At 62.9% G+C, this 16,535-nt stretch carries 18 protein-coding genes; 5 read left to right on the forward strand and 13 right to left on the reverse strand.

Features of this window, described 5'->3' with window-relative positions; translation table 11 throughout:
• Positions 1–78: 78 nt before the first annotated feature.
• The 7 genes from NCR40_RS16055 to NCR40_RS16085 all read right to left on the reverse strand — a co-directional run bounded on the left by NCR40_RS16055 (position 79) and on the right by NCR40_RS16085 (position 6,062).
• Positions 79–678 carry a hypothetical protein gene (locus NCR40_RS16055; protein WP_244828408.1) on the reverse strand — a complete coding sequence of 200 codons (600 nt, stop codon included), beginning with the start codon at positions 676–678 and terminating at the stop codon, positions 79–81.
• Between the two features lie 34 nt (positions 679–712).
• Entirely contained in the window at positions 713–1,117 is a 405-nt protein-coding gene (locus tag NCR40_RS16060) for a helix-turn-helix domain-containing protein (RefSeq protein ID WP_244828407.1), read from the reverse strand.
• Between the two features lie 647 nt (positions 1,118–1,764).
• Positions 1,765–2,094 (reverse strand): H-NS family nucleoid-associated regulatory protein, encoded by a 330-nt coding sequence (locus NCR40_RS16065; protein WP_244828406.1) that lies wholly within the window; start codon positions 2,092–2,094, stop codon positions 1,765–1,767.
• Positions 2,095–2,495: 401 nt separating this feature from the next.
• The gene (locus NCR40_RS16070; protein WP_370652151.1) at positions 2,496–2,747 is read right to left on the reverse strand and encodes a hypothetical protein; all 252 of its coding nucleotides are present in this window, start codon (positions 2,745–2,747) and stop codon (positions 2,496–2,498) included.
• 212 nt (positions 2,748–2,959) lie between these two features.
• A complete protein-coding gene (locus tag NCR40_RS16075) occupies positions 2,960–3,955 on the reverse strand; it encodes a luciferase-like monooxygenase (protein ID WP_250493262.1) in 996 nt (331 codons plus the stop codon).
• Between the two features lie 134 nt (positions 3,956–4,089).
• A complete protein-coding gene (locus NCR40_RS16080) occupies positions 4,090–4,905 on the reverse strand; it encodes a phosphate/phosphite/phosphonate ABC transporter substrate-binding protein (protein WP_250509947.1) in 816 nt (271 codons plus the stop codon).
• A gap of 62 nt (positions 4,906–4,967) precedes the next feature.
• A complete protein-coding gene (locus tag NCR40_RS16085) occupies positions 4,968–6,062 on the reverse strand; it encodes a fatty acid desaturase (protein WP_250509948.1) in 1,095 nt (364 codons plus the stop codon).
• Positions 6,063–6,364: 302 nt separating this feature from the next.
• Between NCR40_RS16085 and NCR40_RS16090 the strand changes: the two genes are divergently transcribed.
• Positions 6,365–7,396: a HoxN/HupN/NixA family nickel/cobalt transporter gene (locus tag NCR40_RS16090; protein ID WP_250509949.1), complete on the forward strand. Its 1,032-nt coding sequence runs from the start codon at positions 6,365–6,367 to the stop codon at positions 7,394–7,396.
• 99 nt (positions 7,397–7,495) lie between these two features.
• Entirely contained in the window at positions 7,496–8,404 is a 909-nt protein-coding gene (locus NCR40_RS16095; RefSeq protein WP_244828402.1) for a formate/nitrite transporter family protein, read from the forward strand.
• 63 nt (positions 8,405–8,467) lie between these two features.
• Here the strand turns inward: NCR40_RS16095 and NCR40_RS16100 are convergent, their stop codons facing one another.
• The 6 genes from NCR40_RS16100 to NCR40_RS16125 all read right to left on the reverse strand — a co-directional run bounded on the left by NCR40_RS16100 (position 8,468) and on the right by NCR40_RS16125 (position 12,915).
• The gene (locus tag NCR40_RS16100) at positions 8,468–8,779 is read right to left on the reverse strand and encodes a beta-xylosidase (RefSeq protein ID WP_250466784.1); all 312 of its coding nucleotides are present in this window, start codon (positions 8,777–8,779) and stop codon (positions 8,468–8,470) included.
• 162 nt (positions 8,780–8,941) lie between these two features.
• The gene (locus tag NCR40_RS16105) at positions 8,942–9,250 is read right to left on the reverse strand and encodes a hypothetical protein (RefSeq protein WP_244828399.1); all 309 of its coding nucleotides are present in this window, start codon (positions 9,248–9,250) and stop codon (positions 8,942–8,944) included.
• A gap of 335 nt (positions 9,251–9,585) precedes the next feature.
• The gene (locus NCR40_RS16110; RefSeq protein ID WP_250509950.1) at positions 9,586–9,855 is read right to left on the reverse strand and encodes a hypothetical protein; all 270 of its coding nucleotides are present in this window, start codon (positions 9,853–9,855) and stop codon (positions 9,586–9,588) included.
• A 6-nt stretch (positions 9,856–9,861) separates the two neighbouring features.
• Complete coding sequence (locus NCR40_RS16115; protein WP_250509951.1) at positions 9,862–10,194, reverse strand: hypothetical protein; 333 nt, start codon at positions 10,192–10,194, stop codon at positions 9,862–9,864.
• Between the two features lie 124 nt (positions 10,195–10,318).
• Positions 10,319–12,022, reverse strand: a complete 1,704-nt coding sequence (locus NCR40_RS16120) for a peptidoglycan D,D-transpeptidase FtsI family protein (RefSeq protein ID WP_250466788.1) — start codon at positions 12,020–12,022, stop codon at positions 10,319–10,321.
• A 50-nt stretch (positions 12,023–12,072) separates the two neighbouring features.
• Complete coding sequence (locus tag NCR40_RS16125) at positions 12,073–12,915, reverse strand: arylamine N-acetyltransferase family protein (RefSeq protein WP_250509952.1); 843 nt, start codon at positions 12,913–12,915, stop codon at positions 12,073–12,075.
• 221 nt (positions 12,916–13,136) lie between these two features.
• On the opposite strand from NCR40_RS16125, the gene zwf reads away from it, so the two are divergent.
• The 3 genes from zwf to NCR40_RS16140 are packed head-to-tail and all read left to right on the forward strand — an operon-like array spanning position 13,137 to position 16,464.
• On the forward strand, positions 13,137–14,717 hold the full coding sequence (gene zwf / locus NCR40_RS16130; RefSeq protein WP_250466792.1) for a glucose-6-phosphate dehydrogenase: 1,581 nt from the start codon (positions 13,137–13,139) through the stop codon (positions 14,715–14,717).
• 17 nt (positions 14,718–14,734) lie between these two features.
• Positions 14,735–15,580: an ROK family protein gene (locus tag NCR40_RS16135; protein ID WP_244828393.1), complete on the forward strand. Its 846-nt coding sequence runs from the start codon at positions 14,735–14,737 to the stop codon at positions 15,578–15,580.
• Complete coding sequence (locus NCR40_RS16140; protein WP_250509953.1) at positions 15,577–16,464, forward strand: HAD family hydrolase; 888 nt, start codon at positions 15,577–15,579, stop codon at positions 16,462–16,464. Before NCR40_RS16135 ends, NCR40_RS16140 begins: the two co-directional genes overlap by 4 nt.
• The last annotated feature ends 71 nt before the right edge of the window (positions 16,465–16,535 follow it).

Here is a 16,535-nt window from a genome sequence, read left to right on the forward strand (position 1 = left end):
TGTGGATAGCCGCTGCGTGACCCATCCAACGCATTGATCCGCAAAGGCTTTCCGGAGCGTGGCGATTGCGCGTCAAGATCAGCGTAAGGGCTGCCCGTCCCTGAGCACTTGAATGGCCGTCGCCGATTCGAATTGCGCATGCACCATATCGCCGGACTTCAAGCCGTCAAGCGATAAGTCCGGCGCGACCGCAAGCGTCACCGTGTGGGTCGGGCCGCGTAGCGTGATCTCGCGCTTTTTCTTGTCGATGTGCTGAATCGTCGCCAGTATCTCCACCGTGCGCGCCTGCGCCGTCACGCCGTTCGTCGCCGGAACGGTCGCTTGCGTGTCGACGCGCTCACGAATCGCACCCGGCTTCGCCTTGACCGCGCGCATCAGCACGGCGTTGCGATACTCGATGTTCACCGTGTCGCCTATCTTGAGCTTCTTGACATCGGCGACCTGCGGATTGACGGCAACTTCCACGACGCGCCCCGCCGGCCCTTTTAGCGCGACGCTGTTCGTCACCGGGTCGATGCCAACCACATGCGCCTGCACTTGCGCCACCGCCGCCCCGGCTCGCGCTTGCGGTTCCGACGCGGCATCCTGCGCCGCAGCCGGCAAAGCCGAGCCACAAGCAAGCGCGACGAGTGCGCATCCGATCCATGAACTGCCTGCACGACGCGAAGTTCGAAGCATGGTCATCTCCTTTGATATGTGAACATCACCGGCATCAGCGTCGCGACTTCGACAGCAGATGCCCAAGCCCGAGATTGGTCGCGATCTGCCACACATAGACGCGCGAATAACGCACGCCGAAGCGCCGCTCGATCAGTTCGCGCAGACGCGAGTTGGTCCACGCGTCGCTCGCAAAACCATGCACGCGCGCCGGGCCCTGCAAGGCGGCCGCGATCCATTCGAGCGCCTCGCGGTCCAGCACCGATACCCGTCCGCCCACGCCCATTTTCGCGAGCTCGTCGAGCCCGCCATCGGACACGATTGCCTTGTAACGCTTCACCGTCTGCAAGGACAGATGCAGATGCTCCGCCACGGCCTGCACCGATGCCCCTTCGAGCAACATGCGCCCGGCTGTCATACGCCGCTCGACGCTCGGCAGGGTAGTGGGCCGGGGCAACATGGCGCTCCTCGTTCGATACGCGTTTCGCGGACGCTATACGTCAGCCGCGATGCAAGGCGAGGTCTGAGCGCGTGCTCCGCTTCCTCGTCTGTCGATGCAGCTGCCAATCAGTTTCGGTTTCGGTATCGTGGCGCGCGAGGCGTCGGTAAGCGTTCATGCGTTCCCCCTGTCGAGCAAAGACTGCGGGACCTGTTCGGCGTACTTGCGGTGTACTAACGGTGTGCTGGATGTAACGATGAAGTGTTCGCGAAACGGCGGCGGTTTCAGGAAAGCCGGGTACTGGTCACCACCAATAAACGTTTTCCGCCGCGAAAGGGAACCATCGTCGAAATTTTTTAGGCTTGATTATTCGCGATGAATTGCCTATGCGCGAGGCTTCGCACGCACTGCGCTCCGCAATTGCATGCGTGTGCGTTTCGAATATGCACGGCCGGTCGGCAAATGCGGGCGCGATTAACCACGCCGTCTTTGCGAAAAAACGGCGCGCGCAGAAGCACGCGGAGCATTCCGCTTGCATGGCCTGAGGTGAGAATGACGAAGGCGAAACGCCCATGCCTTACGAATCGCGCTTAATGACTACGCATAATGATGGCGTTTATTGGCCACCGTGCATGCGTATCCGAAAGGCGGGGAAACGAGGAAGGGCGTTACACGCGATAAAACTCGATATCCTGACCGGCATGCACGGCGCGCTTCAGCCATTCAGGCATGTCGCCCAGGCCGTCCCACGTGTCGCCGCTGGCGTTACGGAAAATCGGCGCTGCGCCGTCTCCGGATTGCGGCAGTGACGGCAATTGCGGCATGGCCCGAGCTGGCTTCGCCGTACCGTTGGCGCCGTTGGTCTTGGTAAAGGTAGGCGGCGGTTCGGCCGCTGGTGCGTCGGCCAATGCTTCGGCCAGCGCGCCTTCCGTAATGCCGAACTCGACCATCCGGCTGCGTAAATACGCGATGATGCTGTCTCGCTTTCTTTCGTCCACGGCTTTCCTGATTCAGCTTTTTGATTTGCGAAAGACGAACCGATGCCCCGCGCGGACCGGGGCGGCTCGATGACTAGGTTTGATATGTTTTTTCCAGCGTGACGCACAGTGAAACGTGCGTCAATTAGTGTATTTACCGCAGACCGCGCTTATCCCATCACACGCGCCGCCCACACCGATTAATGTCCCCGCTGTGTCGGCTATATAACAGTAATACCGGCTTCGGACATTGGCTCGTGCGGGAATCGCCATGACGGACGCACGACTATAGTGCGCGCGGGAGGTCACGTCGGGAGGCTACGAACTGCGGGAAAGCGACACTCTAACCGCCCGGTTTCCCGAACGGCTGATGCGTCGCCTGAACGCTATTGTATGCTGCTTGCGCCAACTATTAAATTGTTTTAACGACTATGTTGTTCACCCGGCAATTCCGCACCGTGCGCGCGAATTGCCGCAATCAGTTCGGCGGGCGTAATTTCATAACGAACTTCACGATGAATACCCGGCTTGCGCTCGTCGATCTCGATCAGCAGAACAGCCTTGCCGTCGGATGCGGGTTCAAGACGCAGCGAACGCACTTCCTGGCCGCTCGATTCATCGTATTCCGTCAGGAGCGTCATGGCGCCCGTGGCGGCGCTTTTCGGCATCGACATTCTTCCTCCCGTCTTGCGACGTATTTGTTGTTGTCTTGCCGCGCCTCCTCTCTCATGCACGAATTTCGGGCGCACGACGAAGGCCGACACGGCGAATAAGCAGATGCGAAGCGCGCACGCGCCCCGCCTGTCTCATTATTGCCTGTCAAAAGCGCGCGCGTAAAGCGTAGGGGCTTTCCCGAATGTCGTGCGGCCTTCGTCGTTGCGCCGATTCAACCGCCGGCGGCAATCGAATCGCGTACTTCCGCCGTGATCTCGAACGAGCGCAGACGCGCCCGATGATCGAAGATCTGCGCCGTGACGATCAACTCGTCGGCCTGAGTCTGCTCGATCACCGAGCGCAAACCCGCTTCGACATCCGCACGCGCGCCGACCACCGAACACGCGAGCGACCGCTCGACGCCTGCGCGCTCGCCCTCGCTCCACGCGATCTGGTCGACGGGCGGCGGCAACTGGCCGGGCGTGCCGCGCCGCAAATTGATGAACTGCTGCTGCAGCGAGGTAAATAGAAAGAGGGCTTCATCGACGGTATCAGCGGCGAAGACGTTCACGCCGACCATCGCGTGAGGCTTCTTGAGCGTCGCCGATGGCCGGAACTGCGTGCGATACACCTCCAGCGCGGTCAGCAGATAATCCGGCGCGAAATGCGACGCGAACGCGAACGGCAGCCCGAGCGCCGCCGCCAGTTGTGCGCTGAAGAGCGACGAGCCGAGCAGCCAGATGGGCACATGAAGACCGGCGCCGGGCACTGCGCGCACGCGCTGTCCCTCGACGGGATCGGCGAAAAAACGCTGCAGTTCGACGACGTCGTCGGGGAAGGAGTCGGCGCTGCCTTGCAAGTCGCGACGCAGCGCGCGAGCCGTGGTCTGGTCAGTGCCGGGCGCGCGTCCGAGGCCCAAGTCGATACGTCCCGGAAACAGCGACGCGAGCGTGCCGAACTGTTCGGCGATGACGAGCGGCGCGTGATTCGGCAGCATGATGCCGCCCGAGCCGACGCGAATGGTCTTGGTGCCCGCCGCGATATGGCCGATCACGACCGCCGTCGCCGCGCTGGCGATGCCCGTCATGTTGTGATGCTCAGCGAGCCAGTAGCGGTTATAGCCCCAGCTTTCCGCGTGACGGGCGAGGTCGAGCGAATGCGCGAAGGCGTCGGAGGCGGTCGAGCCGAGCGGAATCGGTGAGAGGTCGAGAAGCGAGAAGGGGATCATTGCGACGTTCCGGATGCGTGGGACGGCGAGAAGCGTGGCCGTCAGCGTTCAGGCCCGGCTGGCAGACAAGCCGCGCCGATGCCTCGCGTTTAAAAGTCGATTGTGCCGAATGTGCGGGATTCTTGCCGAAGCGATCAGGCGAGCCGCGGATAGCCTTGCGCGATGGCATCGCGTTCGAGGTCGAGAATCGGCGCGTAGTCGGCGCGCGTGGGGCGCACGAAGCCGTCGAGCCGCAGCCGTTGCGCAAGCGCGGGATGGTCGCGTACTGAATCCGCGAGCGCGGCGGCGAGCCGCTCGATGCCGTCTTGCGGAACCCGCTTCGAGGCGATAAAAGGCAGCGCGGGCGAACTCGCCGTCACGCCGATTTCCCTGACGCCTTCGGCTAGTTCCGGCACATGTTCGCGCACGTAAGCAAAGGTCACGCAGTCGATGGCGGCGACATCCGCGCTTCGGTCCGTCGCGAGCGCTTGAAGCGAAGCCAGATGCCCGCCGCTTCGCTCGACCGATGCGAAGAAGCGGCCCTCGCGGGCCAGCGGCGCGACCGCGTGACGCAGTAAGTTCATGCCGCTGTTGGAGTCGTCGCTGTTGTAGATGGCTCTGAGGCCGCGACAGTCGGCGAGCGTCGTCGCTTGCGTGTGCTTTCCGGCGACGATCGCGCTGCGATAGCTGCCATTCGCGCAGCCGGGGACATCGAAATTGGGCGTGGCGACGAGTTGCACGCGGCCTTCGAGCGCGTGAACGAGCGGATAACCGCAGGTTTGCGACAGGAGCAGATCGTCGCGTTGCCAGAAAGTGGTGAGATCCGCGCCCGGATCGACGATGTCGAGCGTGTCAGCGCGTTCGTCCAGCCAGTCTGTCACCCGTGCTTCCACGTCCGTCAGCAGCGCGCGCCAGTCGGTAGCCAGCGCGGGCGTGACGTTATACATCGGAAGCGCGGTGATCCATTGCATGGGTGAGCTTTGCGAGAAGCGAGAGCGCTCTATCGTACAGGGCGGCTCGACCGCAGGCCGAGCTACGAAACCTTCGCCGAGCGCGAATCACGCGTGGACGCCGCAGCCCTGACCAGCACCGGCTGCCCGAAGCGCTTGGCCGCGCCGCGTTGCATCGCGTTCGTGCGCGTCGTGACGGAGGTATCGGCGATCCATTCCACCGGCGCGCGCGTCCCGCCCGCGAACGGATGCACCGGTGAAACCGCGCGCGCGAACGCATGCTTTTTGATCCACTCGCCGTACCCGCGCACGACAAATCCGCCATTGCTCGCGCCGTACGCTTCGCGCCGCTGCCGATACACCGCGCCCAGCGCAAACCACGGCACGCCGGGCAAGTCGTGATGCACCGAATGATAATTGTTGTTCAGAAACAGCAGTCGCCAAGGCCACGCGGCCTCGTTCAGAACGGTGCGTTCGCGGGCATCGCCTTCCGCCCGATGCTCCTGAAACGATCGCACCGAAGCCAGCGCCAGCGATGCATAGCCGACGCCGAACAGAAACGCGCGCCACGGAATGCCGCAACGGGCATCGAGCCACCATGCAAGCGCGGCAAGCGACGCTGCGTGCACGAGCCAGCTCGCGACGATCCGCCATTGACCCAGCGCGACCGCCTGCGCGGCTTCGCGCCACGAGGCGGCGATCGAGAACCATGGACCGATCAGCACGCGGCCCAAGAACGTATTGCGGGCAGCGAGGGCCGCGCGCAATACGACGCCCGCATTGGCCCACTGCTCCGGCGTGACGTAATAGCTTTCCGGGTCGCGGCCGGGCTCGGTCAGATGCGCGTCGTCGTGATGACGCAGATGCGAGTCGCGATACACCGCATACGGAAACCACACGGCGAGCGGCGCCAGGCCGAAAAGCATGTTGACGAGCGGCCAGCGCGTGGGATGTCCATGCAGCAGTTCGTGCTGCAGCGACATATACCAGCACGAGAGCACCGCGAGCAGCGTGAGCGTGACCGGCAAGCCGAGCGTGCGCGCATGGAGCGCCACGCTGAACCAGCCGCTGTACACCGCGACGATCACGAGCCACGTCGGCCACGCGCTGCGCCAGCGCCACGTCGCGCGTTGTTCCTGGAGTTGCTCGCGTTGCGCGTCGTCGAGATAGCGGGGCATGGCGAAAGTCGGGATAAGCGAAGTGCCATCCTAGCTGCGCGCTTCGATGCGCCCAACCAATGAATCCGCCTATGTTTTCCCCGCTCAGCGAATAGGAATAGGCAAAAAGTCATATATGCGGCAGGTCACGTGATTGCCGGTGAACGCGCCGAACGCGCGGGAGTGGCCGCGCCGATTATTGGCCGCCCATCGAAGCGCGGTATCCTTTGACCCTTTGTGGCCCCAAATCCACCGACATGTCCCGATTTCACGACAGAGACGCTAACCCGAGTCACAGCGCGGGCATCGAGACTGCCGGGCGAATGGGCGCTTTCAGTCTGCGACGCAAGTCGACGCGCATGTTTGCCGGGCTCATCGTCTTCAATGTGCTCGCGTGGCTCTGGGCGCTCGTCGCGTTCCGGCACTATCCGGTGCTGCTCGGCACGTCGCTGCTGGCGTATTCGCTCGGACTGCGCCATGCCGTGGATGCCGATCACATCGCCGCCATCGATAACGTCACGCGCAAAATGATGCAGCAGGGTAAGCGTCCGCTTGGCGTCGGCATCTTCTTCTCGCTCGGCCATTCGACGGTCGTCGTGGTGGCGAGCGCGCTCATTGCCGCGACCGCGTTCGCCGTGCAGGGCCGCTTTGCGCAGTATCGTGAGATCGGCGCGGTGATCGGGACGTCCGTCTCCGCGCTTTTTCTCTTCGCCATCGCGGCGATGAATCTGTTCGTGCTGGGCGGCGTCTGGCGCGCATTCAGGCGCGTGCGTCGCGGCGAAGCATGGCGCGACGACGACGCCGATCTGCTGATGGCGGGCGGCGGACCGATCGCGCGCATCGCCCGGCCGCTTTTCCGCCTCATCAGCCGAAGCTGGCATATGTATCCGCTCGGCTTTCTCTTCGGACTCGGTTTCGACACGGCGACCGAGATCGGCCTCATGGGTATCGCCGCCGCGGAAGCCGCGCGCGGCATGCCGGTGTGGTCGATCCTCGTGTTTCCGGTGCTTTTCACCGCGGGCATGTCGCTCATCGATACCGCCGACAGCATGCTCATGGTCGGCGCCTATGGCTGGGCTTTCATGAAGCCGATCCGCAAGCTCTACTACAACCTCACGGTCACGCTGGTCTCGGTGCTGATCGCGGTGCTGATAGGCGGCATCGAAGCGCTCGGGTTGATCGCCGACCGGTTGCAACTGAAGGGCGGACTGTGGGACGCGGTCGCCGTGCTTTCCGAACACTTCGGCGCGTTTGGTTATGCAATCGTCGGTCTCTTCGCCGCGTGCTGGCTTATCTCAGCGCTGATCTACAAGTGGCGCGGCTATGATTCGCTCGATGGCGGCATCGTCCGCTAGAAAATGTCTTCAAACTGACTCGTCGGGCATTCTTTCTGCTTGAAAGCTTCGCCGCCGCTCATCCGATCCCTGCATCGAGCGGCTTTCAGGGAGAAAAACATGTCACAGCCGAAACCCGGCGCGCAGCAAGAAGAAACATCCACCGAAGCTTCTCCCAAGGAAAGTTCCGCTGGCGCACAGTCGCCCAACCTCGATAACGCCGAGCGTGAACAGGCGGCCGAGCATTCGACGCCGCATGCGCTCGTCGTCCATGAAATCGTCCGCGAAGAAGGCGAGGCGGCGATGGAGCGGACCTTCGGCGCGCTGATGTGGTCGGCGCTTGCCGCCGGCCTTTCGATGGGTTTCTCGTTTCTCGTCCAGGCAATTCTCGAAAGCTCTTTACCGGAGACGAGTTGGCGTTCGCTCGTATCGAGCTTCGGCTATACGATCGGTTTCGTGTTCGTCGTGCTCGGACGCCAGCAGTTGTTCACCGAGAGCACGCTGACCGCTGTGTTGCCGGTGCTCACGCGCCGCGATATGAAGACGCTGTTCAAGACACTGCGGCTTTGGGCGATCGTGCTCGTCTTCAACCTTGTCGGCACGGCAATTTTCGCGGGCATTCTGCAGATCAAGGGCGTCTTCTCGCCGGAAGTCACCGAAGCGCTCGCCCACGTCGCCGAGATGCCGTTTTCCGCCGACTTCGGCGTGACGCTCGTGCGCGGCGTGTTTTCAGGATGGCTGATCGCGTTGATGGTCTGGCTGCTGCCGAGCGCGCGCTCGGCGCGGCTGCTGACCATTTTGATCGTGACTTATACGGTTGCCGTGAGCAAGCTGACGCACGTGATCGCGGGATCGGTGGAAGCGGCCTATGCGGTGATGATCGGCGCGGCGAGTATCGGCGATTACTTTCTGGTCTTTATGATTCCGACCGTGATCGGCAATATGCTCGGCGGGATATCGCTCGTGGCGATCGTGAATCACGCGGCCATTGCGCCGGAAATCGAGGGAACGCCGCAAGGCGAGAAGTAACGGATAGGCGGCACAGGGCGTCGGGTAACCGGCAACGCCCTGATCGCTATCCGACCACACGCCTTATTTATTGTTGCCAGCTCCCGTGCCGTATAGGCCGTTGTTGAACCCGCCCGCGCCATCGGTCTTGTGATCCTTGCCGGCGCTGGGGCCTCGCGCCGCGCCCGCCGCATCCTTCGATTGCGGCTTTTGCGACTCATGCACCGTCACGCCCGCCGGATTCGCACGCGAAGTCGAATCAGAGGCGCGACTGTCTTGCGAGTCGGAGCCGGAGCCCTGGACGATCTGCGCAAAGCCGTAAGTGCTGAACACCGTCGTGCCGATGGCAACAATAGCAGCGACCATCTTCGAGGTGCGGTGTGATGTGTTGGACATGGCGTTCCCTGTATGAATCGATGACCTTTCATCGAGCAGGAACGATGCCCGGCAGTGAGCACCGAGAACCCCTCGCGCAGCTTTCGCGCGAACAAATACGACAATAGCGCGCGCTGAAGCGCGGAATTTCGCGCCGCCCGGCGCGAGTGGCGAAAGCGGTTTTTAGGCCGCTTTCGCCCACAGCCTGTTCGTGGATTTCTTGCGGCTTCCCGGGCCGCTCGGCCCTTTGCTGCTCACGGAATCGAGCGCCGTCGAAAGCGCTTCGATGCGCTGCTTCTGCGCCGGCACGAGCGCGAATCCCGCCGATACCGCCGCAAGCCGCTCGCGCCAATAGTCGACATTGAGCGTGCCGGAAGACTGGTTGTTCATCGTGCGAAGCTGCGCGACTGCGCGCTCGATATGCTGAAGTTCGAGATCCGCCATGGCCGAGGGCAAGAGACTGCCCTTGGTCTCACTTTTCTTTTTTTTCATTTGTGGTCTTCCTCTCGGCAGGCAAGCACCCGATGAAATCGCTCATCGTCGCGCTACGCCGTAGCCGCTTCACCCCGTACCCCGATCACCCACGCCGGCTCTGGTCGAACCGTCGTGAGCGCCCCTTACTCGTCTTTGTTTTCACGACGCGTGCGGCGACGACATCCCCATGTCAACGCCTTGCGAATCGTTAAAAAATAGTCGCAAACGGCGAGGCGGCGCTCCGTCTGGCATCGCACATTCAAGCAGGCGCGGTGCGGCGCTATGTGCGCTGCGCCGCGCAAAGGGCTGATGAGATTCGGAAGGATGCGGGACTACCCGCGACGACGAAACTGCTACTCGGACGCGCGCTTGCCGCTGCGGCTGATCTGCGCTTCGAGCGCCTCGTCGAGCTTGCTGACCTTGCGCGGCTTGCCGGGCTCGCGCGCGTTGACGAAGGCGACGAAATCGTCCATTGGCATTGGCTCGGAGATCTTGCGCGAGCCTTCCGCCGATCGTTCGACCAGATAGAAGTAGCCGCCGGGCATGGAGACGGCCGCATAGTGCGCGTTGCCGCTACGCGTTTTAAGCCGTTCGACGGCGTTGATGGCTTTGGTCGAGCGCATTTGAACTCAGGGCGCGCACTTCTTGCCAGCGCCTTCGATCCAAAGATTCGATGCGTGGCGCTCGCCGGGATAAAAGCGGTACGTGGTCTCGCCGTTGTCGTAGCGGACCTTGACGACGTTCGAATCGCCGAATTCGAGCATGGTGCCTTGCGGGATTGGCGTCGACTTGTATTTGGTGTCGTGCTTCTTTGCTTCGTCGGTGATGCACTGGACGATTTCGCCGACCCGGTTATCCGTGGATGCGGCTTCGACTTCGGGTTGCCCGGCATCGGCATTATGAAAACGGCCGCACGCGGTAATGAGCAAAGGCAGCGCTAGCGCCGCGACAAATTTCTTCATGAGTCTCCCGAATGACCGTTGTTCTCTGCGAACCCGCATTAGAGCACAGGGCCTTTACAGTTCGATAAGGCGGCCATGCGGCAAGGTTCGCGCTCGATGAATGGGCAGCAATGTGCGCGCCCGCTCAAGCATCCGGCGGCACGCCCAGCAATGGCAACGTCGCGCCGACGATGCCAGAGAACACCGGCCCCGCCACTGTCCCGCCGTAATACGTCGTGCCCGACGGCTCGTCGATCATTACCGCGACGATCACGCGTGGATCGCTCATCGGCGCGATGCCGACGAACGACGCGCGATACTTGTTCGCCGCATACGACCGCCCGATCTGCTTCCTCGCCGTGCCGGTCTTGCCGCCCACGCGATAGCCTTCGACCGCGGCGGCGCGGCCGGTGCCGTTCGGTCCCATCGCCATTTCCAGCATGTTGCGCACGGCCTTCGCGGTGGCGGGCTTCGTGACCTGCAACGGGTCGCGGCGCGTTTCGCCCTGAATCAGCGTGGCTGCGTGAAAGCGCCCGTCGCCAGCATAGGCCGTATAGATCTGCGCAATCTGCACGAGCGACAGCGACATGCCGTAGCCATAAGCCATGGTCGCCTGCTCGATCGGCTTCCAGCGCTCGGGCGCGCGCAACCTGCCGACCGCCGCGCCCGGAAAAGTCAGCTCCGGCGCGCGGCCGATGCCGTAATCGCGGTACTTGTCCCAGATGGTCTGCGCGGGAATCTGCAGCGCGAGCTTCGTGAGCGCGACGTTGCTCGACATCTGCACCGCCTCCGACACGGTGATGACGCCGTGATTCGACGTATCGTGGATCACGTTCGGGCCGATCTTGAGCGTGCCGGGCGACGTATCGATGCGCGTCTCCGGCCGCGTCTTGCCAAGGTCGATGGACAACGCGGCGACCAGCGGCTTGATGGTGGAGCCGGGCTCGAAGGTATCGGTGAGCGCGCGATTGCGCAGTTGCTCTCCGGTCAAATGGCTGCGGTCGTTCGGATCGAAGGTCGGATAGTTGGCGAGCGCGAGCACTTCGCCGGTCTTGGCGTCGAGCACGACGACACTGCCCGCGCGCGCCCGATGCTTCGCAATCGCCGCCTTCAGATGCGTATGCGCAAGCTGCTGAATGCGCCGGTCGATGGTGAGCGCAATGGTCTCGCCGTTTTGCGGCAAGTCGGGCTCGCCGATCTGCGAGATCACGCGCCCGAGCCTGTCGCGAATCACTTCGCGCTGACCCGCTTCGCCTGTCAGACGCGCGTTCGCCGCGAGTTCGACGCCTTCCTGACCGTTGTCCTCGTTGTCGGTGAAGCCGACGATATGCGCCGCCGATTCGCCTTCCGGATAAAAGCGCTTGGTGTCCGGCACGAGCGTGATGCCCGCGCGCCCAATCTGCGCGATCTTCTCCGCTGTCTCGGCCTCCACTTGCCGCCGGAGCAACACGAAGCTGCGGCCGGTTTCGACGCGTCTTTGCAAATCGCGCGCGGGCATGCCGAGCAGTTGGGCGATGTCGTCGCCGCGCGTGCCGTCGAAGAGTTTCGGGCTTGCCCAGACTTCATACGTCGACAGGCTGACGGCGAGCATGGCGCCGTGACGGTCCACTATCTTGCCGCGCGTCGCCTGCAAGGAGAGCGTGCGCTGATAGCGCTTCTGACCTTCGCCGATATAGAACTCGCGGTCGACCACCTGCACCCACGCCGCTCGTCCGGCGAGCGCGAAAAAAGCCGCGGCAAGGCCGATCACCACGAGTTGCGAACGCCACGCGGGCAACTGCCGCGCGAGCATCGTACTGCGATGATGAGTCTGAAAATCGCTGCCGCCGCGCGTCTTTTTCTTAAGCATCGTGGTCTCGTGCGTGTGCTGGGAGTGGGATCGGCGTTGCGCTCGATACGTTACGGGAGCCGCGCGAGCGCGCCATCGAGATCGGCGGCATCCGGCAGACGAATGGCGAACTCTTCCGACAGCACACGCCTTAGTTCTTCTATCGTCTTCAGTTCGCGATGACTGGTGCCTTCGCGGTCGTCATGCACGCTCAGGCGCCGGTTGAAAAGCCCGTAACGCTTGCCGGGCGCAAGACGTGCCGCGAGCAGGTTGTTCACGAAGACGGAACTCGGGTAAGTCGACACGAAATGGTTCGACATCTCGTAGTCGACGTCGTATTGCGGATCGAGGTCGAAGCGATAGACCGGCTTCCAGTCGCCGTCGATATAGGCGTTCAGGATGTAGCCCGGCAGCATGGTTCCGGTTTCGATGCCGTCGAGCCGGAACGCGCCATGCGGCGTGATCTGTTCAAGCCCGGACTTGAGCGCGAGCGGCGCGGAGAGCGTCATGCCGCCGAAACCGACATCCGTGAGGAAGGGACCTTCGTCGAGATCGACGATCAGCAGCATGTGGGCACGCGGCGGCATGGCGGGATCGTCGCGGCCCCACAGCACACGTCCCGCGTAACCTCGCGCGCGAAAACCGAGCGCTTCTAGTACCCTGCGGAACAGCAGATTGTGTTCATAGCAATAGCCGCCGCGCGCATTGGTCACGAGCTTGCGCTGAACCGAGGCAAGATCTAGGCGAACGGGACGGCCGAGCAGGACATCGAGATTTTCGAACGGGATGGCTTGCGGGTGCAGCGCATGCAAGGCGCGCAGTGTTTCGAGCGTGGCCGCCGTATGCTGCGTTTGTTCGTAGCCGATGCGTTTGTAATAGGCGGGCAGGTCGATCTTGGTATCGTCGGCATTCATGTGAGGTCCGTGTCGCATTGATGGTTGATGATGACGCATGCCCCGCACCGCCCGTACCCACGCCGCTGGCGCGCATATTTTACGACACGTAAGGTTGCGAATTACAAAAACCATACGTCTTTATTGCTTCTACCGCAAAGCACTGCAAGCTTTTGAACTGTGCCGCGTCGCTCGGGGTCTGTCCTGAGTACTGCACAAAACGATCAAGGGGCGAACGAGTCATGCCGAACGAGAACAACGAAGCACAGCAATCGAATCCAACGCAATTGAGCGGGCAAAAGCCGGAACAGGCCACGCCGCTTGCCGGCAAGCATCCCGCGCCGCCTTGCACGCTGGTCATCTTCGGCGCGGGCGGCGATCTCACCAAGCGGCTCCTGATGCCCGCGCTCTACAACCTCGCATCGGATGGCCTGCTCGACGACGGCATGCAGATCATCGGCGTCAATCATGGCGAGCGCGAAACCGCCGACTGGCGCGATGAGCTGACGCAGTCGCTACGCAAGTTCGCCGCCGACAAAGCGAGCACGTTCCACACGTCGCAACTCAACGAAAAAGCGTGGAGCTGGGTCACCGAGCGGCTCGAATACTTCGCGGGCGAATTCACCGAAGACGAAACCTTCGAGCGCCTCAAAAGCCGGCTCGCAAAGGCCAAGGGCGGCAACGTCGTGTTCTATCTGGCGGTGAGCTCGCGGTTCTTCGGGCCTATCGTCGAGCATCTCGGCAGCGCGGGCCTGCTGGAAGAGAAGGACGGCAACTTCCGCCGCCTCGTCATCGAGAAGCCGTTCGGTACCGACCTGGCCACGGCGCAGGAGCTCAATCGCTGCATTCTTTCGTATGCGTCGGAGTCGCAGGTTTATCGCATCGACCATTTTCTCGGCAAGGACACGGTGCAGAGCATTCTCGCCGTGCGCTTCGCCAACGCCATGTTCGAGCCGATGTGGCGGCGCGAGTACATCGATCACGTGCAGATCACGGCGGCGGAAACCATCGGAGTGGAAGGGCGCGGCAGCTTCTACGAACAGACCGGCGCATTTCGCGACATGCTGCCGAACCATTTGTTCCAGTTGCTCGGCATGGTGGCAATGGAGCCGCCCAATTCCTTCGACGCCGAAACCGTGCGCGACAAGAAAGCCGAGGTGTTCGATGCAATCGTGCCGCTGCATCCTAAAGACGTCGTATTCGGCCAGTACGAGGCCGGTCCAGCGGGCAAGGGTTACAAGGAAGAAGACGGCGTCGCGAAAGACAGCCGCACCGAAACTTATGCCGCGGCGCGCGTCTATGTGGACAACTGGCGCTGGGCGGGCGTGCCGTTTTACTTGCGCACCGGCAAGCGCTTGACCGAGCGCCGCACGGAGATTTCGATCTATCTCAAGGCCGTGCCGTTTCGCCTGTTCCGCGACACGCCCGTCGATGAACTCACGCCCAACGTCTTCACGCTGCGTATCGATCCGGCGCACGGCACGAGTTTCGACTTCAACGTGAAGGTGCCGGGACCGATCATGCAGATCGGCGCGGTGCGCTCGGCGTTCAATTACGGCGATTTCTTCGCGGAGCGCGCCAACGTCGGTTACGAAACGCTGCTCTACGACTGCATGCTCGGCGACGAGACGCTGTTTCAGCGCGCGGACAGCATCGAGACGGCATGGGCCGCGGTGGACGACGTACTGCATCCGCATGACGGCGAGGTCGAGGTGCACGGGTATCCGGCCGGTAGCGCGGGGCCCGAGGCATCCGACAAGCTGCTCGCAGCCGATGGCCGCGCGTGGCGCTCGCTTACCGACACCATCAAGAAAACCGACTGATCAAGGGGACGAAAAGCGTGAGCACGACATCCGTAGCGAAAAAAACCAAGAGCCGCACGACCATCGACAAAGGCGCCGCGCGCGCCGAGCGCATTCTCGCCATCGACGTGGGCGGCACGGGCTTGAAAGCCGCGATCATCTCGGAAGAAGGCGAGATGAAGAGCGATCGCCTGCGCGTGGCCACGCCGCATCCGGCGACGCCCGAAGTGCTCGTCGATACGCTCATCAAGCTGGTCGAGCCGCTCGTTGCCGAACCGCCGACGCATATTTCCATCGGCTTTCCGGGCGTGGTGCGCAACAACGTCGTCCTGACCGCGCCCAATCTCGGCAACGAATACTGGAACGGCATCCCGCTCGCGGATTTGATCTCGCAGCGCGTCGGCGGCGTGCCCGTGCGCATGATCAACGATGCCGAAATGCAGGGGCTCGCGGCTATCGAAGGGCGCGGCCTGGAGTTCGTGCTGACGCTTGGCACCGGCGCCGGCACCGCGCTCTTTCGCGACGGCGAACTCATGCCGCATCTGGAACTCGCGCATCATCCAGTGTCGAAGAAGGGCGACGCGTATGACCAATACATCGGCGCGGCGGCGCGCGAGAAGGCGGGCAATAAACGCTGGAACAAGCGCGTTCAGAAGGTCATCGGCATTCTGTCGTCGCTCGTGAATTACGACAAGCTGTGGATCGGCGGCGGCAATGCCGCGAATCTGAAGTTCGAGTTACCGCCGAACGTGGCGGTGGTGTCGAACGCGGCGGGCATCGAAGGCGGCGCGAAGCTCTGGCATCCGCGTTCCGTGCGGGAAACGCGTCAGTTGCCGCATTTCAATACGCAGCACGCGGAGAAGGAAAAGGGAGCGCAAGCATGAGCGCCGCCGATATCCGCTACGGCCTCCATAGCGCAACCGGCGACGGCGCCGCCGCGTTCGAGGCGCTCGCCACGGTCGAACTCGTCGTCACCGATTGCGACGGCACGCTGCTCTACACCGACAAGACGCTCGGCGACAAAGCCGTCGACGCCGTGCGGCGCCTGCGCGAAGCGGGCGTGCAGTTCACGGTGGCGAGCAGCCGGCCGGGCAAGGGCATGCGTCATATCGTGAAGACGCTCGGCGTGGATTTGCCGTTTGGGTCCTACAACGGCGGCAGTCTGGTTCAGCCGGGAACGTGGGAAACGTTCGCCGCGCACAAACTGCCGCGCGATGCCGTGCAGACCGCGCTGGACACGCTTGCCGAAACGGGCGTGGATGCCTGGGTGTTCATCGACGATAACTGGTACTTGACCAATCCCGATGGCGAATACGTGCCGCTCGAAACGCGCACCGTGGGCTACGAAGGCGTGCGCGTACAGCGCTTCGACGAACTCGATCTGTCGGCGGTGGACAAGATCGTCGGTTCGACTTCGAATGCGACGCTGATCGAACAGGTCGAGAAACGGTTGGAGGAGCGGCTGAAGGATCGCGCACACGCGGCGCGTTCGCAAACCTATTACCTCGATGTCACGAGCCTCGAAGCTAATAAGGGCGACGCCGTGCGCGAGCTGGCGAAGCGCGCGAATGTGCCGCTGGATCGTGTGGCCGTGCTCGGCGACATGGGCAACGATGTCGCCATGTTCGAGATCGCGGGTGTGTCGATTGCCATGGGGCAAGCGTCGGAGGCCGTGCAACGGCGCGCGAGCCTGGTTTCGGCAAGCAATGACGAAGACGGTTTCGCTATCGGCCTCAACGCCATATTGGCGATGCGGGCCGCTCGATAGCTCGATTAAGCGAAATGTACAGACATCGACGCGTGGCGCAGCCGTGGCGGTTTGCCCGACCGGGCTGGCTA

The sequence above is a fragment of the Caballeronia sp. GACF4 genome (genome assembly GCF_023631025.1).
Taxonomy (GTDB): Bacteria; Pseudomonadota; Gammaproteobacteria; order Burkholderiales; family Burkholderiaceae; genus Caballeronia.